Genomic DNA, 22,771 nt, shown 5'->3' with positions numbered 1-22,771 from the left:
AACTACACTGGCCTCGCTCGTCAGGCGAGGACGGCGGGCTTGAGGACTTCCTCGCACCACGCCCGGAAACTGGTGGGCGTCCCGGTTTCCGGGGTGCGCGCCACCGCGTTGTCGAGGCCGGCGTCCTTGGCCAGTGCCATGGCGAGCATGCCCTGGGCCATGGCCTCCGACATCCCCGCCTGCAGCATCCGGTCCTTGTAGGCCTGGCCGGGGATCCGCTGGAACCGGATCGGCCGCTGCAGCACCTCGGACATGATCCGGGCCATGTCGTCGAAGGACAGGTCCTGCGGGCCGAGCACCGGAACCTCGGCCACTCCGCTCCACGACGTATCGATGAGCAGACCGGCGGCGACCAAGGCGATGTCCTGGGTGGCGCACGACGGGAGCTTGCGGTCCCCGGAGATCGGTGAGGTGAACACACCCTCGTTCTTGATCATCGCCGCCTGGCGGGCGATGTTGTCCATGAACGAGGGCATCGTCAGCGCACGGTAGTTCACGCCGGTGCTCGCGATCAGGTCGTCCATCGCCAGCGACGCGGTCACGTTCCCGGCGTCGCCGGCCAGCGCGGTAGCGCGCCCCAGGGCCGAGACGCCGACCATCCGCGCGACTCGATGCTGTTCCAGGGCTTTGCACGCCGGTCCGCTGAAGCCGACGTAGGCCGCTTCGACGCTGGGCGCGCGGGGATCCGCCGGCACGAGCCAGAAGACGGCGTGGGCGCCGGCGAACGCCTCGGTGACGACGTCGAGGTCCCCGTGGGAGCCCTCGACCACTTCGACGCGTTCGCGTGTCTCGGTGGGAAGGCGGGACGGGTCGCGGGAGATCACCCGGACCGGCGCGTTGCGGGCCAGGAGGTTGTCGACGACCTGGTGGCCGATCCGGCCGGTGGGCGCGGTGACGACGATCATGAGACCCCTTCGAGGGCATGGAGGTGAACGGGTGCGACGTGACAGCCGAGCGTCCTCGACCGCCTGGGAAATGGTCGCGATGCCGGTCGGCGGGAAGATCCGGACAGCGGTGGACCCGAACCGGATTCCCGCCTGAGCGCACAAAATCGTTCCCTGCGGAGGAACTGGCCCGTGCTCGCGTGACACGATGATCATGTCTGGTGATCTCGACGGTCGATCGTCGCGAGGGCAGGGGCTGGGCACTCCGGCGCTGTCCACCGCAGCCTACTCGTGATCGGGGCTCACGGCGGCGTTTACCACCCCTGCACCGTCTCCTACGACGCGTCGATCGCGGCCGGAGGCAGTTCGACGACCACCAGCGTGCCCCGGCCGGCCAGTGGGTCCTCGAACCGCGCTCGGCCGCCGTGGGCGGCCGCGGTGTCCGCGACGATCGCCAAGCCCAAGCCCGATCCCGGCAGCGGACGTGCCGCCGGGGCGCGCCAGAACCGTTCGAACGCGGGCTCGCGGTCCTCCGCGGCGACCCCCGGGCCGTCATCGGCGACGGAGATCCGGCCCGGCGCCGAGCCGACCGTGACCACGGACCCGGCGGGCGAGAACTTGATCGCGTTGTCGAGCAGGTTGAGGACCATCCGCTCCAGCGCGCCCGCGTCCCCGCGGACGGACCACTCGGCGTTGTCGACGTCGAAGGTGTGGTCCCGCGCGCGACTCGACGCCCGCCGGACCGCCCGCCGGACGACGGCCGCCATGGCGACGTCGGTGTGCTCCAGTTCGTGCTCGTCGCGGGCCAGCACCACGAGCTCGGTGACGAGATCGCCGAGTTCGACCGCCTGCACCTGCAGCCGGTCCACCATCCGGGCGCGTTGCCCGTCCGCCAGCGGACGACCGGTGCGCTCGCTGCGGGCCAGCAGGTCGATGTTGGTGCGCAAGCTGGTCAGCGGAGTGCGCAGCTCGTGGGCCGCGTCCGTCACCAATGCCCGCTGGCGGCGGCGGGACTCGGCGAGGGCGCCGGTCATCGCCGCGAACGCCCGGCCCATCCGGCCGACCTCGTCGCGGCCGGACACGGCGACCGGGAGGTCGAGATCCTGGGTCCGGGCGATCTCCTCGGCGGCGGCGGTCAGCCGCGCCATCGGCTCGAGGGTCCGGCGGGTGAGGAGCAGGCCGGCCGCGGCCGCGAGCGCCGCGCCCAGCACCGACACCACGATCAGAACGGTGCGCAGCCCGGTCAAGGTGCTCTCGACTTCGGCGAGGCTGCGCGAGATGGCCACGACGTTCCCGTCGCCGGCCGGGCCGAGCAGCACCCGTACCGGCGCGCCGGACTGCGTGTAGCCGTCCCGCAGCGTCACCGTCCGCGCCGTCCGGTCCGATGGCTCGAGGACGACCGAGTCCACCCCTGCGGGCGAACACGTCGTCCCGTCCGCCTTGAGCAGCTGGACCCCTTCGAGGAACCGCTGCAGCGGACGGCCCTGGTTCACCGCACGGCACAGGTCGGCCCAGTCCGGCTTCGGCAGGGCGGGGTCCTGCGCGCCGGGCGGCGGCCAGCCGCCGAGCAGCGTCTCGTCCAGCTGCGCACGCAGGTTGTGCTGCGTGGCCACGTACGTCACGGTGCTGATCGACGCGATCGCCAGTGCCACGATCGCCGCGGTGATCAGCGCGACGCGGCTGCGCAGCAGCATCCGGCGCTCTCCGCGGCGTTTCACGGCGCCCGCAACACGAACCCGACACCGCGCACGGTGTGCAGCAGCCGGCTCGCCCCGCCCGCCTCGGTCTTGCGCCGCAGGTACCCGACGTAGACGTCGAGGTTGTTGGTACGGCTGGGTTCCGTGCCCCACACCGCCTGGCGCAGCTGGTGTTTGGTCAGCACCTTGCCCGGCGAGTCCAGGAAGGTCACCAGGAGATCGAACTCGGTCGGCGTCAGCTCCATCCGCCGCCCGCCACGGGCGACCTCGCGGGTGCGCGGGTCGAGCTCCAGGTCCGCGAACCGGCGGACCGCGGGCGCGCGACGGCGGCCGCGGTTCTGCTTCAACAGCGCCCGTACGCGGGCGAGCAGCTCCTCCAGGGCGAACGGTTTGACGAGGTAGTCGTCGGCTCCGGAGTCGAGGCCGGTCACCCGGTCGCCGAGCGCGTCGCGCGCGGTGAGCAGCAGCACCGGCAGCCGCTCGCCCGCCGCGCGGATGCGGCGGCACGTCTCCAGGCCGTCGACCCCGGGCATCATCACGTCGAGGATCACCAGGTCGGGCTTCCGATCACCGGCGACGGCCTCGATCGCCGTCGCGCCGCAGATCGCCGTACCGACGTCGTAGCCCTCGAATTCCAGGCTGCGCTGAAGACTTTCCCGCACGTCGGGATCGTCGTCCACCACCAGCAGTCGCATCCGGCGGAGGCTACGCGGCCAGCCTGTGCGTGAGCTGTAGATCCACTTCTCACGATTCTCTCAGGTGAAGTCCAGGTGCTTCTCACGATCGGTAGCCCACCGTATGGGCAACGTAACCGGTCACACAGTGTCGTGCTCGGCCGCGAACCAGCGAGAACGGAGGAAGCATGCCGGTCGGCACGACCGGGGGTCTCCGGACCTCCCCCGAACACCGTGCGGCGACGGCCACGGTGGACATCGTCGTCCCGGTGTACAACGAGGAACGCGCGTTGCCCGGCTGCGTGCGCGTGCTGCGCGAGTTCCTCCGCGACCAGTTCCCGTTCGGCTGGACCATCGTGATCGCCGACAACGCCAGCACGGACCGGACGTTGGAGGTCGCCGAAGCGCTCGCCCGTGAACACGACTCGGTCCGGGTGCGCCACCTCGACCGCAAGGGCCGCGGCCTGGCCCTGCGCGAGACCTGGCGGGCCAGCACCGCCGACGTCGTCGTGTACATGGACGTGGATCTCTCCACCGGGCTCGACGCCCTGCTGCCGCTGGTGGCTCCGCTGGTCAACGGGCACTCCGACCTGGCCATCGGCTCCCGGCTGGCCCCCGGGGCCCGCACGGTGCGCGGGCCGAAACGCGAGTTCGTCTCCCGCTGCTACAACGGGCTGGTCCGGCTGAGCCACGGCGCCCGGTTCTCCGACGCGCAGTGCGGGTTCAAGGCCGCGCGCACCGACGTCATCCGGCCGCTGCTGGACCACGTCGAGGACGACGCCTGGTTCTTCGACACCGAACTGCTGCTCCTGGCCGAGCACAACGGGTTGCGCGTGCACGAGGTGCCGGTCGACTGGGTCGAGGACACCGACAGCCGCGTCGACGTCGCCAAGACCGCGCTCGACGACATCCGCGGCCTGGTCCGGGTCGCCCGCGCGAAAGCGGCCGGCACCGCGCGGGTGGCGGACCTGCCCCGCCGGCCGGCACCCCGCGCGGCCCACCCCGACGCCGTGCTGGGCGCGCCGAGCGGCGGCCGGCTCTGGGAAGTCCTGTCGTTCGCGGTGATCGGGGTGATCTCCACCGTCGCGAACCTCGTGCTGTACGGGCTCTTCCGGCTGTGGTGGCCGGTACTGGTGGCGAACCTGGCCGCGCTGGTGCTCACCACGCTGTTCAACACCGAAGCCAACCGCCGCTTCACCTTCGCCGGCGCGGGCGTCGGCCGGAGCAAGGCGCACCTGCAGGGGTTCGTGGTGTTCGGGCTCTACTACGCGTTCACCTCGGCCGCGCTGCTCGCACTGCCCGCGCTCGACCCGCACCCCGCACGCGCGCTGGAGCTGACGGTGTTGTTCGCGGCCTCGGTGCTGGGCACCGCGGGGCGGTTCGTGCTCCTGCGCGGCTGGGTCTTCCGCAAGGACAACCGAAAGGACGAAGAATGACAGTCGCCGCCGGACACGCGGCACCCGCCGGCCGCGTCACGGTCACATCCGGGACGCGGTGGCGGGCCTGGGCGCTCGCCGGGATCTGCGTCGCCGCGGGTGTGCTCTACGCGTGGCGGATCGGCGCGGGCCAGCTGGGCAACACCTACTACTCCGCAGCCGTGAAGTCCATGACGGACAGCTTCACGAACTTCCTGTTCGGCTCGTTCGACCCGTACGGCGTGTTCACAGTGGACAAACCGCCGATGTCGCTGTGGCCGCAGGCGCTTTCGGTGCTGGTGTTCGGCTTCCACGGCTGGGCCCTGCTGCTCCCCCAGGTGCTCGAGGGGGTCGCGGCGGTGTTCCTCCTGCACCGCGCGGTGCGGCTGTGGGCGGGCGAGAACGTGGCGCTGCTGGCCGCGCTGATCCTCACGCTGACCCCGATCACCGTCGCGATCAACCGGGACAACAACCCCGACACGCTCCTGGTGCTGCTGCTCATCGCGGCGGCCTACGCGTTCACGCGCTCGGTGCAGGCGGACGCGAGCCGTCCGCGGACGAAGTGGCTGCTGTGGTGCGCCTTTTTCATCGGCTGTGGGTTCGTCACCAAGATGATGCAGGCGTGGATCGTCGTCCCCGGGTTCGCGCTGGCGTACTTCCTCGGCACGAGCGCGCCGGTCAAGCGGCGGGTTCTCGACCTGCTCGGGGCCGGCGTCGTGCTGGTCGCGTCGTCGTTCTGGTGGGTGGCGCTGCACGACTGGTGGCCCGGGGCCAAGCCGTACATGGGCGGCAGCACCGACGGAACCGCGTGGAACCTGATCTTCGGCTACAACGGCTTCGGCCGGATCTTCGGCAACGAAGGCAACCCCGGTGGCAGTGGAGGACCGCGCCCGGACCTGCCCGAGGGAATCACCCTGCCGTCGGGGCTGGGCGGCGGCGCCGGCGGGATGTTCGGCGGTGACACCGGTCTCGGCCGGATGTTCAGCGCGTCGGTCGGCGGGCAGATCGCGTGGCTGCTGCCGCTGGCCCTGTTCGTCCTGGTGGTCGTCGCCGTCCAGGGTGTCCTGCGGAGGGCGGCCAAGCAGCCGGGCGACCCGGCGCCGCGGGCCGGCTGGTTCGCGTGGGGCGGCTGGCTGCTGGTGACCGCGGTGGTGTTCAGCTACGCGCAGGGCATCTGGCACCCGTACTACACGACGATGCTCGCCCCGGCGATCGCGGCGATCTCCGCGGCGGGGCTGGCGCGGTTCTGGCGCGCCTACCGCGGCGACGGAGCCGCCGGGTGGCTGCTGCTGCCCGCCGCGGTGGCGCTCACCGCGGTGTGGGCCTTCGTGCTGGCGAGCCGCGACCCTTCGTGGCAGGGCTGGACGCGCTGGGCGGTCCTGGTGGCGGGCGTGGTGGCGGTGGCCGCGCTGCTCGCGGCCCGGCTCGTCGAAGCCCGCCGTGCGGCGCTCTCGCGCGTCTCGCTCGTGCTCGGGCTGGTCACCCTGCTGCTGGTCCCGGCGGTGTGGTCCACGGCGACCGCCGCGACCGGAGCGGACCTCGGCGTGATGCCGGCCGCGGGCCCGAGCGGCGGTTCCGGTGGCTTCCGGCCGGGCGGATCCCCGGACGCCGCCGGCGGGATGCCGCAGCTGCCCGCCGGTTTCCCCGGTGGCACGGGAACGCCACCGGGCGGTGGCGGCCTCCCGGAGATACCGGGTGGCACCGGCGGTTTCCCGGGCGGCGGACGCCCGTCCGGCGGGTTCGGCGGCATGATGGGCGCGCTGAACGGCGAGCTCACCGACGAGCAGCATCGCATCCTGGACTACGCGAAGCAGCACGGCGGCGGCGCGGAGATCACCTTGGCCGTCGACAGCTCGGCGAGCATGGTGGCGGGCTTCATCATCGGTTCCGACGAGACGGTCATCGGCATGGGCGGGTTCATGGGCAGCGACGACTCGCCCTCGGTCGGTCAGCTCCGGCAGTGGACGGCCGAAGGCAAGCTGAAGTTCGTCCTCGGTGGATCCGGCGGTGGCATGCCGGGAATGAACGGCGGCGCCGGCCGGCAGCGGCAGCAGTGGATCGATCAGCACTGCACCGCCGTCGACCCGGCGGCCTACGGCGGGCAGGCCGCCCAGCAGAACGGCCAAGCCGGGCCGATGGGCATGGCGCAGACCCTCTACGAGTGTCACTCCTGAGCTGCATCAACCCCCGCCACGCAGGCGCCCGGTACCGGTCGGGGTGGGCAGGGCCCGCCCCGGCCGGGTATCGCGACCGTTCGTCCAGTGCCGCGAACCACCGCCGCGCCGGGCGGAAGCCGGAATCAGCCTCAGCTGTAGTGGGGCCGGCCTGTCCGGAGCGGACCTCCGCCGTGTTCGACTTCGAACCCGGCGACGGGAACTCGCGGCCATCGGCGCGTGGGGGCCGCTCTGCTCGCCGGCGGTCGCTCACACCTCGGCCCAGGTCATCCAGTCGTCACCCTCGCGCTGCACACCCCATGCCGCCGCCAGCTCCTCGAGGAAAAGACGTCCCAACGCGGCATCAGCGGCAGCCGGTTCGTCCCGGCACGGCGTCACCGGCGGAGTGGAGATCACCTCGATGTGAGCGACCGCCGGCATGTCGAACCGGCACAGGTGGACCTCGCGCAGCCGGCTGCCGTGCCGATCGGCGTCGGCTACCAGCTCGTCGACCACGATGAGGAGATCGGTCAGATGGGCCGGCGAGGTGTCCGCGAACACCTGCGCTGTCAACCGGCGGGCTTCGCGGCTCGCCGAGGCACCGGGCGGCAGCTCGCAGGCGGACGCGCGCAGGGTGACGATGGCGGGCGGGGTGTGGGCCATCATCTTCGTTCCTCCCGGTCGGGATCCTCCCGCGCGGCGTACCCGGCCTCGAAGGCGATTACACCTGAACGAGGCCCTGGGCACGGCCGTGCGCGGCGCCGGCCCGGCGCTCCGGGTCCGGGGAGCGAGCACGGCGATGTCCCGCTTCAGACGAGAATGTCGGCCCAGACCGTCTTGTGGTCGTCGTAGAGGGTCACGCCCCATCGGCGGCTGATCGCATCGACGAGCAGAAGCCCGCGCCCGCGGGCACTCTCCGACGACGACTCGCAAAGCCGGACGCCGAGGTCCGGGCGCGGGTCGTCGATCTCCAGCCTGACCGGCTGACCGGGCTCGCCGGAACGGATGCGCAGCGCCCGCACACCGTGGGCGTGGTCCACCGCGTTGGTGACCAGCTCGGTGACGAGCAGCAGGGCGTCATCCACGGACTCGGGGCGAGCACCGGCCAGCACGAGCCGCACCCACCGGCGGATGGCCGCCAGATCGGGCGTCGCCCCGGTCTCGATCTCGCACTCGTGCAGGCTGGGTTCCGGGAGATCCATGTGGTCCTTCGGCAGGCGATACGGGAGCGGACAGCAGCCTGAACCTGCGGTTACCCAGCCGAATCCGGAAGTACGCACTGCGTCGGGCACCGGTTTGACGTGCGATCGGGGCCCGCGCCGGTTCAAACCCGAAACGGGCGAGAGCCACCCCACACCCGGGACGCCGTGACGTTCGCGGACCGGCCGGGTCCATCAGGGGTCCGGGCGAGCGGGAGCCTCCCGCGAACGCCAGACCCCAAGGAGTCCCCATGACGAAGCCGGCCACGACCAGCCCCGCCCCCGCGGCCACCACCGTGGTGGACCGCGAGAACGGTGCGGTGGCGTCCGCGCACGGTACGACGACCATCTCCGACGTCGTGGTGCAGAAGATCGCCGGCCTGGCCACCCGCGAGGTCGCCGGTGTCCACGCCCTCGGCGGTGGCGCGACCCGGGCGTTCAACGCCTTGCGCGAGCGGATCCCCGGCGCGACCGCGTCCTCCGGCCAGGGTGTGACCGTCGAGGTCGGCGAGCGCCAGGCCGCGATCGACCTGCAGATCCTCGTCGAATACGGCGTCTCCATCGCGGACCTGGCCCGCTCCGTGCGGCGCAACGTCATCAGCGCGGTCGAGACGATGACCGGGCTCGAGGTCGTCGAGGTGAACCTCACCGTCTCCGACGTCCACCTCCCCGGCGACGACGAGGGCGACGACACCGCCACCGTGACCGGTCGCGTCCAGTGATTCCGGGCGTGGAGCCCGACCCCGCGGTGGTCGCCACGCTCGTGACGGCTCTCCCGCAGGTCGCGGCCCTGCACGCCGGTCACTTCGGGGAGATCGCCACGCTCCTGCCCGGACGCCGGGTCCCCGGCGTCCGGGTCCGGCCCGAGGACATCACCATCGGTGTCACCGGCCGTTATCCGGCCACCGCGGCCGAGATCGGGACCGCGGTCCGCCTCGCGGTCGGGCCGGCCGACCGGCCGGTGCACGTCCACATCGGCGACATCGCCGCCCCCGCGGCACGCGCCGTCACCGTCGTCGTCGAGGAGCTCCCGTGAACCACAGCCACATCGGCCTGCTGACCGGCCTCGTCCTGGGCCTGGCCGCCGCGTTCGGCGGCTTCTGGGCCTTCCTCCTCGTCCTCGGGGGCCTCGGACTGCTGGTCGGGCGGTACCTCGACGGCAAGCTGGACGTCTCCGCGTTGGCCGGCCGGGATCGGGGCTGAGCACCCGGTCACGACGGCACCGGTCACCGGTCACCGGTCGAACGGCCGTGCGCGATGCCTGCGGTGTTCAAGGCCTCGATCAGAGCCTGGTCGGTGGTCAGGACGCGCACGCCGCACCCCCGCCGGCCCTCGCCGACGGTGACCGCACGCACGCTGCGCACGACGTCGGCGACCGGCAGCGTGCAGGCCGACACGTCGAGCAGGACGACGCCGCGGCACAGCTCGCAGGCCTGCCGGAGTTCGTCCGTCACCGCCTCGGTGTCGCCCTGGGCTGCCCCGCCGGTGGCGGTGATGAGAATCGCGGCATCCGCCACGACGGTCCGCAGCACGAGCTGACGGCGCACCGGCGCGGCGGCGGTCAACGCGTCGTCGAGACGGCCGTAAACGGTCAGGATCCGGTCTACCTCGGTGAGGTGGAGGATCCGCCGGGTCGCCGGGGATCCGGCGACCACGATCAGCCGGGTCCGCGCACCGACCAGGTGGTGTGCGGCCACGAGGACCGACAGCCCGGCACAGGCGAGGAACGTGGTCGCGGTGAGATCCACGACGAGCAGCGGCGGGTGCTGGGCGATCACGTCGGCGAGGGCGTCGCTGAGCGCGGGCGTGGTGGACAGGTCGATTTCGCCATCCGCGATGACCAGGACGACGCCTGGCCGGCGGGCCAGAGCGAGCTCCAGCAGCGCCTTGCCCGTGGCGGGGAGCTGCCCGACGAGGGTGAGCGGCGGCCGGGTAGCGGCACGCTGGAACTCGTGGTGTTCGGAGTGGTCCACGATCAGCTCCTGCGCTGACCTCCGCGGCGCGGAACGCGGCCAGCTGTCGACGGTGATCGTCGCGAGCGCGTGGTCTGGGCCCTCCCGGCGCGGCGACCTCAGGGTAACGGTTCGCGAGCGTTCCGTCATCCGCGCCCGTGCCCAGGCGCTGGTCGTCGACGTCAGCGCAGCCACACACTTCTTCAGCTGGGACGAGCGCCGCTCGAGCGGCGCTCGTCCCAGAAGTTCCCGAGAGCACCCGGGTTCGCACGGCCGGCCGAAACTTGTACGCCCCTGGACAAATGGCCCTGGAGGTGGTTTTCCAGCCGTGCGAACCCGTACTGCGGCTTTTCCCGGACGATCAGAGCCGGGGGCCGGTCAGAACTTGCCGGCCGCGATGTCGGCGACCTTCACCCGGGAAGACTCGTAGGTCTGCGGAGGCGACGGCTTCTCGCCCGGAGCGGTCTTGCTCGTCTCGAAGCGGAGCGGCAGGCCGGTCTGGGCGTTGATCGTCAGCACGTACTCGTAGTGCCCGGCGAACAAGGCGGATCCGGCCGTCAGGTTCAACACGGGCTGTCCGTTGACGATCGCCTTGTCGACCTTGACATCCGGAATGGTGGACAACAGGCGGAGCACCCCGGCCCGGACCTCCGGGTTCGCCGCACCCACGGCAAGCGCGCGGAAGCTGTTGCTCCACAGGACGCCGTTGATGCCGTCCTCCAGGTCCTTGCCCGTGGGCCGCGGCCGCGGCTGCGGGTCCTTGATCCCCTTCTCCTTCAGGCGCGGAATCAACTCGGCCTGCGCCTTGTCCCACACTTTCTGCGCCTCGGCCGAACTGAGGCCCACTCCCCACGCGTTGGGGGCCGCGTTGATCATCTGCAACCGGGCCTTGTCGAGATCGCTGCTCGCCGCGAACCGCGCGGCCGCGACCACCGAGGAATCGTAGGAGACAGCGAGGTCCTCACCACGGACCACCGCCCCGGAAAGGGCACTCCGCTCCTGCGCGAAGAAGATCTTGCCCGCGTCGGTGTACAGGGTGTAGATCGGGTACGGCTTTCCGTCGGGCGCGATCTTGCTGCTGATGACCAGCGAAGCGTCTCCCGGCAGCGAACCCGCGGTCACCTTGACGTCCGCCGCCAGGGTCACCAGCCTGGACTCCGCCGCGGGCGCCTGGGCGGTCGGTTCGGCGGGCGGCGCCGAGGTCACCGACGTCACCGACACGACGACCGCCACCGCCGCCGCGACTCCGACGACACCCACGCCCACGCGGAAGCCAGGGGTCCGGGTGAACCGCTTCCTCCGCACCGGAGCCGCGACCAGGTCCGGCATCTCGGACGCGACCATCGCTGTCCCCAGCGTCACCCTGGCCCGCTCGTACGCCTCCGGTCGCAAGGGCGACACGTCCTTCACCTGCTTGACCAAGTCCATCTCATCCATGTCCGCAAGCTCTCTTTCACACAGTGGGGATCTTCAGCAACGCAACGACTTCCGGCGCGTTCCGCAGTTCTTTCCTGGCCTGGTGCAGCAAACGGCGCGCTGTGCCGGCTGGTATGACGAGCACCCGTGCCGCCTCGGCGGCGGTCAGGTCCTCCCAGGCGACGAGGGTCAGCACCTCTCGTTGCGTCGGCTGGAGCTTCGCCAAGGCCGCCCGCAGCAACGTCTGGGTGTCCACCCGGGCGTCCACCGCGGGCCACGGGTCCCACCCGCTGGCCATGCTCGTGACGTCCGGCACGAGATCCTCGGCGGGTTGCGACCGCCAGTGACGCCGCAGCATGTTCAGCGCCACGCCGTACAGCCACGGCCGCGCGTTGGCGAACGACTTGTCGTAGTTTCGCCGGGATTCGTAGGCCGCCACCCACACGTCGCCGAGCAGGTCCTCCGCCCTGTCGCGCCCCACTCGCCGGGCCAGATAAGCGCCGAGCGCGACCTCGTGGCGGCAGATCACCTCCACGAAGGCGTTCCCGTCGCCGTCCAGCGATCTGGTGATTAGTTCCGCGTCCGACGCCATGCAGCTCCTAGGTCCGCCTTGTCCTTCCACCCGGTGCTTGCCAACCGGCGTCGAAAGTGTTCAGCCGGCCGCCTAGGTGCACGGAACGCCTTCCGCGAAGGTCGTGGGCACTCGCACGGGCGACCAGGGCACGCTCAGCGTCCACACGCCGAGGGCCTTGACGAAACCTTCGTCATCGCCGGGCTGAAGAACGGCGACGACATCGGGCTTCGAACCAGCACGACCCGAGCCGGTGATCACCATCGGTCCGAACGGGCTCGTCTCCCGGCAGTGCCGGCGTCCGGACGGGGCCACGACACGGAAGACGTCGAGCTCGGCGTCCGAAGCATCTCGAGGCACTTCGAGGTGAGCACAGGGGTCGGGGTGCGGCTCCGCGGCGCCGCGGCCCCCGGACTTCCGGCACGCCGCGACCAGTTGCTCGATCCGGGCCAGCCGGTTCCTGGCCGCCCACCGCTCGGCCACCGAGCGACCCCTTCCCCACGCGCGCACCATCCACCCGGCCGCGCCGTCCGGCAACGGGCCGGATCGCCCGTTCCCCAGCACGCGGGTGACTTCGAGGATCTGCCAAGCGCGGGACGCGCTGACGCCCGGTTCCTGCGGGAAAGGCAGTACCTGGAGCGCTTCGGCCCGGCCGGCGGCGTCCTCGGCGAGCTCGTCGGCGACCGTGAGCCGCTGGGCTCTGCTCAGCAGAGGCAGCACGTCCGGCAGGCAGGAGTGCAGCATGTCGGTCACGTCGTGGAAGCTCCACTGGCCGACGTGGCGGTAGCCGGCCCCGGACAGGCTGATCTGCGGGATGGTGCCGGGACCGCGCAAGTGGCCGATGAGCTCGGCGATGCCGGCCTCGATGACCGGGTAGGTGTCGAGCCAGGGTGCCGCGTCCCACGCGCCCTCCGACAGGTGCGTCAGGTAGGCGGCGAGATCGCCGGCCACGTCGCCGTCGTCGAGGGTGGTGACCTTCCGGGTGTGATCGGCATACATTCCGGGCCACGTGGCGAGAACGGAGAAGCGGCGGCCGGAGGCCAGAACGCTGTAACTGGTCAAGGGCGTCTCCTGAGCGCGGACCACTGACGACGCCGAGCGTCAGGGCGGCGTCGTCTGCAAGTGAGGGGTCCGGGAGCCCCGCGGCGCGACCGCCAAGCCAGTCCGTGGGCAAGAGGTTAGCCCATCGCGCGCCGGCGCTTCCACGCGTGCTCCGGGTCAATGTGTTTCCACGGGACGGATAGTTGCCGCTTCAGGCGGTGCTCCTGGTGACAACAGCAGCGAAATCTGTCTCGTGTCACGGGTTTGGCCGAACGGTAGGCGCCACAAGGAGACATCGTCCACTTTGGCACCAGACCGCCGGATGTCACATGCCGATGGTCTTCCTCCGTACGAAGTTACCGTCCGGATGACTGTGTGCGCACCGGTTGCGGATGCCGAAGTTGTCAGGATTCGATCAGTTCGAACCGATGTACGACGCGGTCTGTTCTGGACAATCAGTGGCCAAATAGTGGGCAGCCGCCTACCCGGGGGATACGGTTGCGTCGAAGCGGGTGGTAGAAGTCGTAAGTGGCCGGCACCATTGTCCGAGCTTCGGGAGGTGGCATTGAACCGGGCGCCGTTCACCTACGTCGGCCTGGATGGTGAGGTGCGATCGATCACGCCGGACATCCGCGCCGACCACATCGGACACTCCCGTCGTCCCGCGCGGCGTGACAGTGTCCCGGCGGCAGTGGATCCGCCCGAGCCGGGTGAACAACCGGTCGACGGCAAACGATGATCTTGCGTGATCGGGGCGCAGTGTCCTGCCTGGACGGTGCGCGCCCGACAGCGCGTTCGGCGGTCGACCGCGGTTCCCGAAAGTGTCTTTTGTGGACGGAGGTGGCCGCAGTCGCGAGCGGGCTGCCGACTTCCAGGAGGGCGAAGCCGGCGGCCCGGCTTCGGGGGCCGCGGCACGGATGTGGGGGCGGACACACCCCAGGTCACTTGCTACGAACTCGAAGCAGTTATACAGTCTGCGATGTACTTCGAACTCGAAGCACATATCCATGATCCGGAGAATGTCATGAAGGCAGTGCGCTTCCACCAGTACGGCGGCCCCGAGGTACTGCGCTACGAAGAGGCCGACCGGCCCCGCCCGGCGGCCGGGCAGGTGCTCGTCGAGGTCGCGGCCACCTCGTTCAACCCGGTCGACGCCGCCATCCGCGCGGGTTACCTCCAGGAGGTCTTCCCGGTCGCACTCCCGCACACACCGGGCATCGACGTCGCGGGCACCGTGATCGAACTCGGCGACGGCGTCCAGGGGCACGCCGTCGCCGAGCGGGTGATCGCCTACCTGCCGATGCTGCTCGGCGGTGCGGCCGCGGAGTTCGCCGTCGTCCCGGCCGAGCTGGTGGCCCCGGCGCCGACCACGATCCCGCTCGCCGAGGCCGCCGCGTTGCCCGCCGCCGCGCTGACCGCGTGGCAGGCCTTGTTCGACCACGCCGACCTGCGCGCCGACCAGCGGATCCTCGTCAACGGCGCAGGCGGTGGCGTCGGCGGTTTCGCGATCCAGCTGGCCAAGCAGGCCGGTGCCACGGTGCTCGCGACAGCGAGCGCACGGAGCACCGAGGCGGTGCGCGCCGCCGGGGCCGACCGGATCGTCGACTACACCGCGACCGCGGTGACCACGGCGGTGACCGAACCGGTGGACGTGGTGCTGAACCTGGCGAACATCGGCGAGCCGGACATGGCCGCGCTGACCGGGCTCGTGCGGTCGGGCGGGACGATCCTCAGCACAGCGACACCCGCCGTCGGCGACGCCGGCCGAGGTGTGCGGGGCCTCGGGATGCAACTACGCCCGGACGTGACGCAGCTCGCCGCCATCACGAAGAAGGTCGACACGGGTGAGCTGCGCGTCGACGTCAGCGCCGGCTACCCGCTCGCGGAGATCGCCGCGGTGCACCAGCTGAGCGCGGCCGGCCGGATCAGGGGCAAGGTCGTCCTGACGACCACCGCGTGATCCGCGACCGCCGCACCCGCCACGACCGCAGACAAGCAACGACAACCGTCACCACGAAGGACATCACCATGACGCTCGACCAACGCCAGGCCCTGCTGGACATCCTGCGGCACGCACCCCTCGACATCGGTGGTGACCTCGGCGAGCAGCGCGTGATCTTCCACGACATGATCGCGTCAGTGCCCTTGCCCGAGGACGTCTCGACGAGCCCCGGCGAGCTCGGCGGCGTCCCGGTCCTCACCGTGGAGACGCCCCACATCGACCCGTCGACGGTGATCCTGTACTTCCACGGCGGCGCCTACGCCCTCGGTTCCGCCGCCGACGGCGCGGGGCTGGCCGCCGACGTGGGCCGCCGCGCCGGCGCGCGCGTCATTTCGGTGGATTACCGGCTCGCGCCGGAGAGCCCGTACCCGGCCGCCGTCGACGACGCCGTTGCCGCCTACCGGGCACTGCTCGACCAGGGCACGCCGAGTGCCGCGATCGCGTTCGTGGGCGAGTCCGCCGGCGGCGGCCTGGTCGCCGCGACACTCGTCGCCGTCAAGGCCGCCGGTCTGCCCCAGCCGTCGTCGGCCACGGTCTTCTCGCCGTGGGCCGACCTGACCGTGTCCGGCGGCTCCGCGACAGCCAAGGCCGATGTGGACCCCGCGCTGACCGCGGCCGGCCTCCGCCGGCGTGCCTTGGACTACCTCGGCGACACCGACCCGGCCACGCCGCTGGCCAGTCCTGTTTTCGCCGACCTGACCGGGGTGGCGCCGCTGCTCGTCCAGGTCGGGTCCTACGAAATCCTGCTCGACGACGCCGTCCGGCTGGCCGCCCGCGCCGCCGAGCACGACGTCGAAGTCCGGTTGCAGGTGTCACCCGGCCTGCCGCACGTCTTCCAGGGTTTCGCCGCGCTGGTCGACGAGGCCGACGCCGCCCTCGACGCGGCGGCCGCGTTCATCAAGGCGCACGTGAGGGCCGGGGTCGCGCCGGCACTGGCAGAGCAGGCCTAGCCGACGGCCGCGCCGCCCGGGCCAGGTCTTACGCCGCGCACACGTCGTCAGACCTGGTCGGGTGCCACTGTCCGGAGTGGGCGTGCCCGGCTCTTCGACCGGCAGGGTCTCGGCGCGGGCGCGTTCGAGCATGAGCCGCGCACGCTCACCGACTGCGTCCGACCGGCACGCGCCCTGCAGACGTGGCGCTCACCGACCCCGATCAGCACCGGCGACGCAAAGACTCGCGAAGAAGACGCGGCCGACGTACGCTCTTTCGTCGAAACTTCTGCTTTGGGTCTGGTCGGGAGCCGGACCGTCGACCTGAGTGACCGGAGGCAGACGATGACCTTCACGATGACCGTCCGCCGGAACAGTTGCGGGAGCATCGAACTGGTCCTGACGGGCGAGATGCTGGGCAGCGCACCTCCCTCACTCCGATCGCGGCTGTCCGACCTGATCACCGTCGATCGCCCGGAGACGCTGCTGATCGATCTGCAGCAGGTGACGGCGATCAGCAGCGCCGGAATACACGCACTGGTATTCGGCTACACCATCGCTGTCGATCACGGCACGTCCTACAGAGTTCGTCACGCTCGTGGCCAGGTCCGCCGTGTCCTGCAGTTGGCCGGCGTCCTCGAAATGCTGACCGACAGCGATGACCTCGGAGCGCTTCTCCTTGCGACGATAAACCTCGAGGAACCTCATTCCACCTGACGATTCCCGCATGCGCGACGCCGAGATCACCCGGATTACGAGGGCCCCAAACAGATCCAGCGGATCGTCACGGCGCGCGTTGCTCAAGGACCGAGCGAGCCGCCTGGATCGGCGGGCGTGGCCGGCCCGGTGGGCGGCCGTGAGGCGGGAGACGCCCGCGGGTGGGCCGGGTCGACGCCGGTCAGGTCGCGGATGCGGCTCGGGCGGTGGTCGGCCGGGTTCGGTGAACGCGGAGGCGGGCCGCGGCGCGGCGGCGGTTCGTGGTACGCCTGCGGCGTCTCGCCCAGCTCCGGTTCGTGGAGAGCCGCTCGGACACCGCACCACTGCCCGCCCCGGTGACGTACTTCCGGCCCGCGATTCCGGCCGGAATCGCGAATCGAATCGGAATCGCGAGGAAAGAAGGCCCCGCACCGGTGTCGGTACATTTGCGGGACCGGTCCCGTCCGAAATGTGCCATCCTGGAGGGATGGGGAGAACGGGACCGCTCGGCTTTCTCGGGGCCGACGCGCTGGTGAAACTGCTCGGCGCGCTGTGCTTGCGGCCGCGGCTCGGGGATCGGCCTCGGAAACTCGACGAACAGTGCGAGTGGACCGATTATCAGGACGAGCGGTCCGAACGGCGTGGTCTGCCGATGGTGTGCCTGGTCCGGCCGCCGGAAAGCGCGGATGTGCTGACCGCGGTCGCGGGCCGGCTCAAGACCGCGAAACCGCAGGGCAGCATCCGGTACGCACGTCCCGGGCTCGCCCAGCACGAAGGCCGGGACGAGGCCGGCGCCGCGACCGCGGACTCCGTCACCGTCCTGCGGGACATCCTGCGGGAGGCGCGGAAAGAACTCGGCGACAGCGCGACGGCGCACACCAGCAGGCTGCCGTTCCCGCTGTTCGACCTCGTCTACTGGCTGATGCTGCAGGACTACGACGGCCGCGACGATCCCGACGGTGTGCTGCGGCGCGCGATCCGGCGGATCAGCCTCGCCGAACGGTTCAGCGCGTCCGCCGAGGACGCCGTCAAGCAGCTGCCGGAGAACCAGGGCATCTGGAAGGTCTTTTCGCTGCTCGTGCGCGGGCTGACCCTGCTGACCTTCCGGATCGCGGTCACCGGGCGGGTCCCGCTGCTGTCCGGGCGGTACCGCTGGTTCCGGCGGCAGCCGCACCTGGCGCCGGAGATGTCCGGCAGTTTCGTGCGGTTCGCCCGGCGGCTCACCGAGGGGCAGTGGCAGGAGGAGGCGCCCGAGTACGTCTGCCGGCTGCTGCTCAACGCGTTCCTGGAGGACCTGCGGCGCGCGTACCGGCTGCGGCCGTGGCGGGTGTGGCGGCGGCGCCGGATGACCTACCCGGTGCTGCTGCTCGACGAGGTGAGCGTCGGCAACGGCGGTTACCGCCTGCTGGAGCTGGTCAACTCGGTCCGCAACCAGGTCGGCCTCTTCGACCCGCTGCTGGTGGTCAGCGCCAGCCCGGCGCCGCCGCCGGACGCGTCGCCGACCTCGCGCCGCCCGCAGTTCCAGGCGGAGCAGGCGCGCGCGGCCTACGTGGCCTGGCAGAACCAGCTCGAACGCGACCGGCGGGAACGTCAGCCGACCGCCTGGTACCTGCCGATCGGCGTCCGGCCGCCCGCCGAGGGCGACGAGCCGAAGGTCCAGCAGATGCTGCAGACCCTCGGCAGCGACTACCGGTTCCGCCGGCAGGTGCGGCCGCCGTGGTGGGCGAGCCGGTGGACGCGGATCGGCGTGCCGGTCGTGGTGGTGGCGCTGGTCGCCGGGTTCGTCGCCTACCGCCACCACGACACCTACGCCGAGCACTGCGGCTCGGACAACCCCTGGCTGATCTGGACCGGCAGCGAGTGCGTCGGCACCACGGACGGCTCCCAGGACGTCTTCCAGCCATCGGACGCGACGATCCGGCAGGTCGAAGCGGTGGTGCTGGACCAGAACCACCGCGCGGAGGCGCTGCACGAGGCCCACCCGGAGCGGCCCTACATCACGCTCGTCGTGCTGGAGGCGCTGACGTCGTCCAACCACCTCGCCGACGGGCTGACCACCGAACGCGAGTCGGTGGAAGGGTTCGCGGTCGCCCAGCTGCGGCAGCTGAACGCGCCCGGGTCGGCCGACCCGATCGTCCGGCTGCTCATCGCCAACGCGGGGCGCGACATGCGGGAAGGCGTGCGGGTGGCGAACCAGCTGCGGCTGCAGGCCCAGCAGGACAGCAGCATCGTCGGCGTGGTCGGGCTGGACCTGAGCAGCGAGCCGACCCAGCGGACCATCGCCGCGCTGACCAACGCCGGGCTGCCGATGGTCGCCTCGACGCTGTCCGCCGACCCGCTGGCCGACCTGAATCCGATGTACTTCCAGGTGACGCCGCAGAACCGGCGTGAGGCCGCGGTGGCGGCCGGGTTCGCCGAACAGCTGCCGGGCCCGCGCGTGGTCCGCGTCTACTACTCCGACGACGACGCCGACCTCTACAGCACCAACCTGCGTGACGACGCGCTCAAGTCGTTCCGGGACAAGGGTTTCCGGGCCGAGGCGCGGGCGTTCACCCCGGACGGCGGCCCCGGCGGACCGCCGTCCCACGTGCGGTACGGCGAGACGCTGGTGGGCAACGCCGGCGCGGCGGGCCGCGATACCTGTTCCTACGACGGTTTTGTGTTCTTCGCCGGCCGGGGCGTCCCCGACTTCGGCCAGTTCATCAGCAGCGCCGCCCAGTGCGGCAGCCGCGCCACGGTGATCGGCGACGACGACGTCACGCGGTTCGTCGCCGACCAGGGCGAACGCCAGCGCAACCGCGCGCTGCCGTACTACTACATGTCGTTCGCCACCGCGCCGGTCACCGAGCCGAAGGGCGCGGCGCTCGACTTCTACACGACGCTGGACCAGACGCTGTTCCCGTTCGAGCGGACGCCGGAGGGCCGCTCGTACGACGGCCACGCCGCGCTCGCCTACGACGCCGCGCAGGTGATGATCGTCGCGGCGGCGTACCTGCGGGAGACCGCCGCCGAAATCCCGGTGACGCCGGGCGCGATCTGGCGCGAGATCACCGCGATCCACACTTCGCGCCCGGACGCCAAGCAGGTCAACAAGTACCTCGAAGGCGTCACCGGCACCATCGACTTCGGCGGCGACATCGGCCGGAACGTCCCGCAGAACAAGCCGGTCGCGGTGATGGGGGTGGCGGGCGGCGAAGTCGACAAGGCCGTGCACGGCTTCTGCGGAGCGGCCGACGGTCCCACGTCCGACACCTGGTGCCCGCCCGACCCCTAGACCCACCGGCCACCTACACCGCGGCGCAGGTCGACACGGCCGTCTCCGTTTACCTGGCCTTGTCGTCCGCCGTCGGCGGGCTCGGCGTCCTCGCCTGGCTCACGACGACGTGGGCCGTCCGGGCGGGCAAGCGCTGGGCGCGCCCGGCCACGACCGTGCTGCTGGTGCTCGGGGTCGCGATCGGCCTGACGGGGCTGCTCGTCAAGGACACCTCCGGCGACACCGGCTTGCCCTCGGCACTCGGGTGGTCCGGGGTGGCACCGTGCCTGGCCGCGCTGCTCGCCGTGGCGCTGCTGTGGCGGCGACCGGAGACGCGCTACCGCTGAGCGGCCCAGGCGCGGTCGGCGTCGGCGATCGTGGGGTGCGCGGGGAAGAAGTCGGCCAGGCCGATGAGCCGGAGGCTGCGCTGCACCGGGCTCGGCACCCCGACCAGGGTGATCCCGGCCTCGGCCGCGAGGGCCAGGTTGCGGGCCGCCAGAAGGGCGGAAATGCCGCTGGAGTCGCAGAACGTCAGGGCCGACAGGTCGACGATCAGGTGCTCGCCGCGGCTCAGGGTCAGGGCCTCGATCGCCGCGCGGGCGGCCGGCGAGGTGGCGGCGTCGAGCTCACCGGCGAACTCCAGCACCGTGCCCGTGGCGGACGCGCGGGTGGCCGTCGTGAACGCCGCGGTCACGGGTGGGTCCGCGCGGGGATGCTCAGGGCCAGCAGGGCGGTGTCGTCCTCGACGCCGTCGCCGAAGCCGGTGAGCAGGGCGGTCAGCTCGGCGATCACCGCCGGGGCCGTGGTGGACGCGCGCGTGGTGAGGAACTCCAGCAGCTGTTCTTCGCTGTAGCGGTCCCGGCCGGGTGCGGTGCGGGCTTCGGTGAGGCCGTCGCTGTAGAGCAGCAGCGTGTCGCCGGGGGCCAGGTGCAGGCCGGCCTGGGTGAACCGGGCGCCGGGCACCGCGCCGACGAGCATCCCGCCCGGGGTGTCGACGAACGCCGCGGTGCCGTCGGCGCGGACCAGGACCGCCGGCGGGTGGCCGCCGCTGGCCAGGGTGATCGCGCAGCCGCCCGGCTCCGGGGTGAGCGCGCCGTAGATGGCGGTGCAGTACCGCGGGTCGGTGCCGCGGAACTCCTGGTGCAGCACGGTGTTGAGGTTGGTGAGCACGCCGACGGGGTCGGGGTCGTAGACGGCGGCGGCCCGCAGCGTGTAGCGGGCCAGGGACGTCACCGCGGCCGCGACGGCGCCCTTGCCGGAGACGTCGCCGAGGAAGAACCCCCAGGTGCCGCCGGTGAGCGGGAACAGGTCGTAGAAGTCGCCGCCGACCTCGTCGACCGACGCGGGGTGGTAGTAGGCGGCCACCTCCAGACCGGGGACGGCCGGCAGCGTGGGCGGCAGCAGGGTGCGCTGCAGGATCGCCGCGAGCTCCCGGGCCCGGTCGCGTTCGACGTCGGCCTGGCGGCGGGCGCGCAGCAGTTCCTCTTCGTAAGCGCGGCGGTCGCGGGCGTCGAAGATCGTGCTGCGGATCAGCTGGGCGGTGCCGTCGGCGCCCGCCTTCACCGTCGATGTGACGAGCACCGGCAGCCGGGTCCCGCCGGCGGTCTGCAGCTCCAGCGCCAGGCCGCCGGCCTCGCCGTGCATCGCCAGCATCGGCGCGATGTGCGTCTCGTGGTAGATCCGGCCGCCGACGGTCAGCAGGTCGGCGAACCGGCGCCGGCCCACCAGGTCGTCGCGCCGGTGGCCCAGCCAGTCGAGCAGAGTGGTGTTGATCTTCGCGATGGTGCCGTCCAGCAACGTCGAGAGGTAGCCGCACGGCGCGTTTTCGTAGAGGTCCTCGGCGCTGTCTTCGAGCAGGGCCGGAAACGCGGCCCTGCTCGTGTCCTCACTGCCGTCGGTGTCCCCGGTTTCGCACATCACGGCGTTTCCGCGAACGCCCGGATCGCGTCAGTGGTCGCCTCTGGCGCGCTCAGCTGCGGGCAGTGCCCGATCGCGTCCAGCGTCACCAGTTCGCTGCCGGCGATCCGGTCGCGCACGAACGCGCCGACCTCCGGCGGGGCGATGGCGTCCTGCGCGGTCTGGACGACCAGCGTGGGCACCGTGACCGCCGGCAGGTCGGCGCGGTTGTCGGAGAGGAACGTGGCCCGCGCGAACACCCGCGCGATGACCGGGTCGGTGCGGCAGAAGCTGTCCGTCAGCTCGCCGCCCAGCTCGGGGCGGTCCGGGTTGCCCATGATCACCGGCGCCATCGCCGCCGACCAGCCCAGGTAGTTGGCTTCGAGGGAGTCGAGCAGCTCGTCGATGTCGGCCCGGCTGAAACCGCCGCGGTAGTCCCCGTCGTCGAGGTAACACGGCGACGGCGTGAGCAGCACCAGCTTGGCGAACCGCGCCGGCGCGCGGTTCACGGCCAGCACGGCGATCATCGCCGACACCGAGTGCCCGACGAGGACGACGTCACGCAGGTCCAGCTCGTCGCAGATCCCGAGGATGTCCTCGGCGTAGGCGTCGAGCCCGGCGTACCGCTTGGCCGACCACGACGCGATGTCCGACTTCCCCGCGCCGACGTGGTCGAACAGCACCACGCGGAAGCGGGCGGCCAGCGCGGGGGCGACGAGCCGCCAGAGGTTCTGGTCGCAGCCGAAACCGTGGGCGAGCAGCACCACGGGGCCGTCGGCCGGGCCCGTGACGACCACGTTGTTCCTGCTGCGCGCGTCCATCGGGTCATCCTGCCAGGCGAACGCCCTCCGGCGGGTTCCGGTGCCCGATCGAGACGGTCTCCGCCGGCCGGCTGTTTGACCGGCGGAGACCGCCCGTCCCCGGCTTACCCCGCACGGGCCGCGGCAAACGGCCGGGACCCGAAAGAGCCACCCGCACCGGACCAGCACGGCA

22 protein-coding genes are annotated in these 22,771 nt (G+C 71.6%); 10 read left to right on the top strand and 12 right to left on the bottom strand.

Annotated features, from left to right (window positions below; genetic code table 11):
• Positions 1-20 precede the first annotated feature (20 nt).
• From OG494_RS47365 to OG494_RS47355, 3 genes are all read right to left on the bottom strand, one after another.
• The gene (locus tag OG494_RS47365) at positions 21-905 is read right to left on the bottom strand and encodes an NmrA family NAD(P)-binding protein (protein ID WP_328450273.1); all 885 of its coding nucleotides are present in this window, start codon (positions 903-905) and stop codon (positions 21-23) included.
• Between the two features lie 314 nt (positions 906-1,219).
• The gene (locus OG494_RS47360; protein WP_328450272.1) at positions 1,220-2,578 is read right to left on the bottom strand and encodes a sensor histidine kinase; all 1,359 of its coding nucleotides are present in this window, start codon (positions 2,576-2,578) and stop codon (positions 1,220-1,222) included.
• 20 nt (positions 2,579-2,598) lie between these two features.
• Positions 2,599-3,276, bottom strand: coding sequence for a response regulator transcription factor (locus OG494_RS47355; RefSeq protein WP_328450270.1), 678 nt, complete (start codon positions 3,274-3,276; stop codon positions 2,599-2,601).
• Between the two features lie 167 nt (positions 3,277-3,443).
• Here OG494_RS47355 and OG494_RS47350 point away from each other — a divergent pair, with 167 nt between their 5' ends.
• Both OG494_RS47350 and OG494_RS47345 read left to right on the top strand, forming a co-directional pair.
• Entirely contained in the window at positions 3,444-4,691 is a 1,248-nt protein-coding gene (locus OG494_RS47350; RefSeq protein WP_328450268.1) for a bifunctional glycosyltransferase family 2/GtrA family protein, read from the top strand.
• Positions 4,688-6,844 (top strand): ArnT family glycosyltransferase, encoded by a 2,157-nt coding sequence (locus tag OG494_RS47345; RefSeq protein WP_328450266.1) that lies wholly within the window; start codon positions 4,688-4,690, stop codon positions 6,842-6,844. Before OG494_RS47350 ends, OG494_RS47345 begins: the two co-directional genes overlap by 4 nt.
• 249 nt (positions 6,845-7,093) lie before the next feature.
• Here the strand turns inward: OG494_RS47345 and OG494_RS47340 are convergent, their stop codons facing one another.
• Both OG494_RS47340 and OG494_RS47335 read right to left on the bottom strand, forming a co-directional pair.
• The gene (locus tag OG494_RS47340; RefSeq protein WP_328450264.1) at positions 7,094-7,489 is read right to left on the bottom strand and encodes a hypothetical protein; all 396 of its coding nucleotides are present in this window, start codon (positions 7,487-7,489) and stop codon (positions 7,094-7,096) included.
• A 143-nt stretch (positions 7,490-7,632) separates the two neighbouring features.
• Positions 7,633-8,025, bottom strand: coding sequence for an ATP-binding protein (locus tag OG494_RS47335; RefSeq protein ID WP_328450262.1), 393 nt, complete (start codon positions 8,023-8,025; stop codon positions 7,633-7,635).
• A 248-nt stretch (positions 8,026-8,273) separates the two neighbouring features.
• Between OG494_RS47335 and OG494_RS47330 the strand changes: the two genes are divergently transcribed.
• Genes OG494_RS47330 through OG494_RS47320 form a run of 3 tightly spaced genes read left to right on the top strand, consistent with a single transcriptional unit; the run spans position 8,274 to position 9,225 of the window.
• Entirely contained in the window at positions 8,274-8,744 is a 471-nt protein-coding gene (locus OG494_RS47330) for an Asp23/Gls24 family envelope stress response protein (protein WP_328450259.1), read from the top strand.
• Positions 8,745-8,752: 8 nt separating this feature from the next.
• Positions 8,753-9,058: a hypothetical protein gene (locus OG494_RS47325; RefSeq protein WP_328450257.1), complete on the top strand. Its 306-nt coding sequence runs from the start codon at positions 8,753-8,755 to the stop codon at positions 9,056-9,058.
• Positions 9,055-9,225, top strand: coding sequence for a hypothetical protein (locus OG494_RS47320; protein ID WP_328450255.1), 171 nt, complete (start codon positions 9,055-9,057; stop codon positions 9,223-9,225). The genes OG494_RS47325 and OG494_RS47320 overlap by 4 nt, the downstream gene beginning before the upstream one ends.
• Positions 9,226-9,248: 23 nt before the next feature.
• Here OG494_RS47320 and OG494_RS47315 read toward each other — a convergent pair whose 3' ends face one another.
• From OG494_RS47315 to OG494_RS47300, 4 genes are all read right to left on the bottom strand, one after another.
• The gene (locus OG494_RS47315) at positions 9,249-9,995 is read right to left on the bottom strand and encodes an STAS domain-containing protein (RefSeq protein WP_328450253.1); all 747 of its coding nucleotides are present in this window, start codon (positions 9,993-9,995) and stop codon (positions 9,249-9,251) included.
• A gap of 357 nt (positions 9,996-10,352) precedes the next feature.
• Complete coding sequence (locus tag OG494_RS47310; RefSeq protein ID WP_328450251.1) at positions 10,353-11,411, bottom strand: hypothetical protein; 1,059 nt, start codon at positions 11,409-11,411, stop codon at positions 10,353-10,355.
• A 16-nt stretch (positions 11,412-11,427) separates the two neighbouring features.
• A complete protein-coding gene (locus tag OG494_RS47305; RefSeq protein ID WP_328450249.1) occupies positions 11,428-11,982 on the bottom strand; it encodes an RNA polymerase sigma factor in 555 nt (184 codons plus the stop codon).
• Between the two features lie 72 nt (positions 11,983-12,054).
• Positions 12,055-13,023, bottom strand: coding sequence for a hypothetical protein (locus OG494_RS47300; protein WP_328450247.1), 969 nt, complete (start codon positions 13,021-13,023; stop codon positions 12,055-12,057).
• A 1,003-nt stretch (positions 13,024-14,026) separates the two neighbouring features.
• Between OG494_RS47300 and OG494_RS47295 the strand changes: the two genes are divergently transcribed.
• The 5 genes from OG494_RS47295 to OG494_RS47275 all read left to right on the top strand — a co-directional run bounded on the left by OG494_RS47295 (position 14,027) and on the right by OG494_RS47275 (position 20,229).
• The gene (locus tag OG494_RS47295; protein WP_328450245.1) at positions 14,027-14,962 is read left to right on the top strand and encodes an NADP-dependent oxidoreductase; all 936 of its coding nucleotides are present in this window, start codon (positions 14,027-14,029) and stop codon (positions 14,960-14,962) included.
• A 68-nt stretch (positions 14,963-15,030) separates the two neighbouring features.
• Positions 15,031-15,954 carry an alpha/beta hydrolase gene (locus OG494_RS47290; protein ID WP_328450243.1) on the top strand — a complete coding sequence of 308 codons (924 nt, stop codon included), beginning with the start codon at positions 15,031-15,033 and terminating at the stop codon, positions 15,952-15,954.
• A 324-nt stretch (positions 15,955-16,278) separates the two neighbouring features.
• Entirely contained in the window at positions 16,279-16,650 is a 372-nt protein-coding gene (locus OG494_RS47285) for an STAS domain-containing protein (protein ID WP_328450241.1), read from the top strand.
• 466 nt (positions 16,651-17,116) lie between these two features.
• A complete protein-coding gene (locus tag OG494_RS47280; RefSeq protein WP_328450239.1) occupies positions 17,117-19,903 on the top strand; it encodes a hypothetical protein in 2,787 nt (928 codons plus the stop codon).
• The gene (locus OG494_RS47275; RefSeq protein WP_328450237.1) at positions 19,885-20,229 is read left to right on the top strand and encodes a hypothetical protein; all 345 of its coding nucleotides are present in this window, start codon (positions 19,885-19,887) and stop codon (positions 20,227-20,229) included. Before OG494_RS47280 ends, OG494_RS47275 begins: the two co-directional genes overlap by 19 nt.
• Here OG494_RS47275 and OG494_RS47270 read toward each other — a convergent pair.
• From OG494_RS47270 to OG494_RS47260, 3 genes are read right to left on the bottom strand one after another with little or no spacing between them, the layout of a single operon-like run.
• Positions 20,220-20,576 carry an STAS domain-containing protein gene (locus OG494_RS47270; protein ID WP_328450235.1) on the bottom strand — a complete coding sequence of 119 codons (357 nt, stop codon included), beginning with the start codon at positions 20,574-20,576 and terminating at the stop codon, positions 20,220-20,222. The two genes, OG494_RS47275 and OG494_RS47270, sit on opposite strands and share 10 nt — an antisense overlap.
• The gene (locus OG494_RS47265; protein WP_328450233.1) at positions 20,573-21,799 is read right to left on the bottom strand and encodes a PP2C family protein-serine/threonine phosphatase; all 1,227 of its coding nucleotides are present in this window, start codon (positions 21,797-21,799) and stop codon (positions 20,573-20,575) included. Before OG494_RS47265 ends, OG494_RS47270 begins: the two co-directional genes overlap by 4 nt.
• The gene (locus tag OG494_RS47260; protein WP_328450232.1) at positions 21,799-22,599 is read right to left on the bottom strand and encodes an alpha/beta fold hydrolase; all 801 of its coding nucleotides are present in this window, start codon (positions 22,597-22,599) and stop codon (positions 21,799-21,801) included. Before OG494_RS47260 ends, OG494_RS47265 begins: the two co-directional genes overlap by 1 nt.
• Positions 22,600-22,771: the final 172 nt, after the last annotated feature.

Origin of the sequence: Amycolatopsis sp. NBC_00438, from assembly GCF_036026695.1 — a bacterium.
Lineage (GTDB): Bacteria > Actinomycetota > Actinomycetes > Mycobacteriales > Pseudonocardiaceae > Amycolatopsis.
The sequence above is the reverse complement of the archived record's forward strand: the minus strand, read 5'-3'. Positions and strand labels throughout refer to the sequence as shown.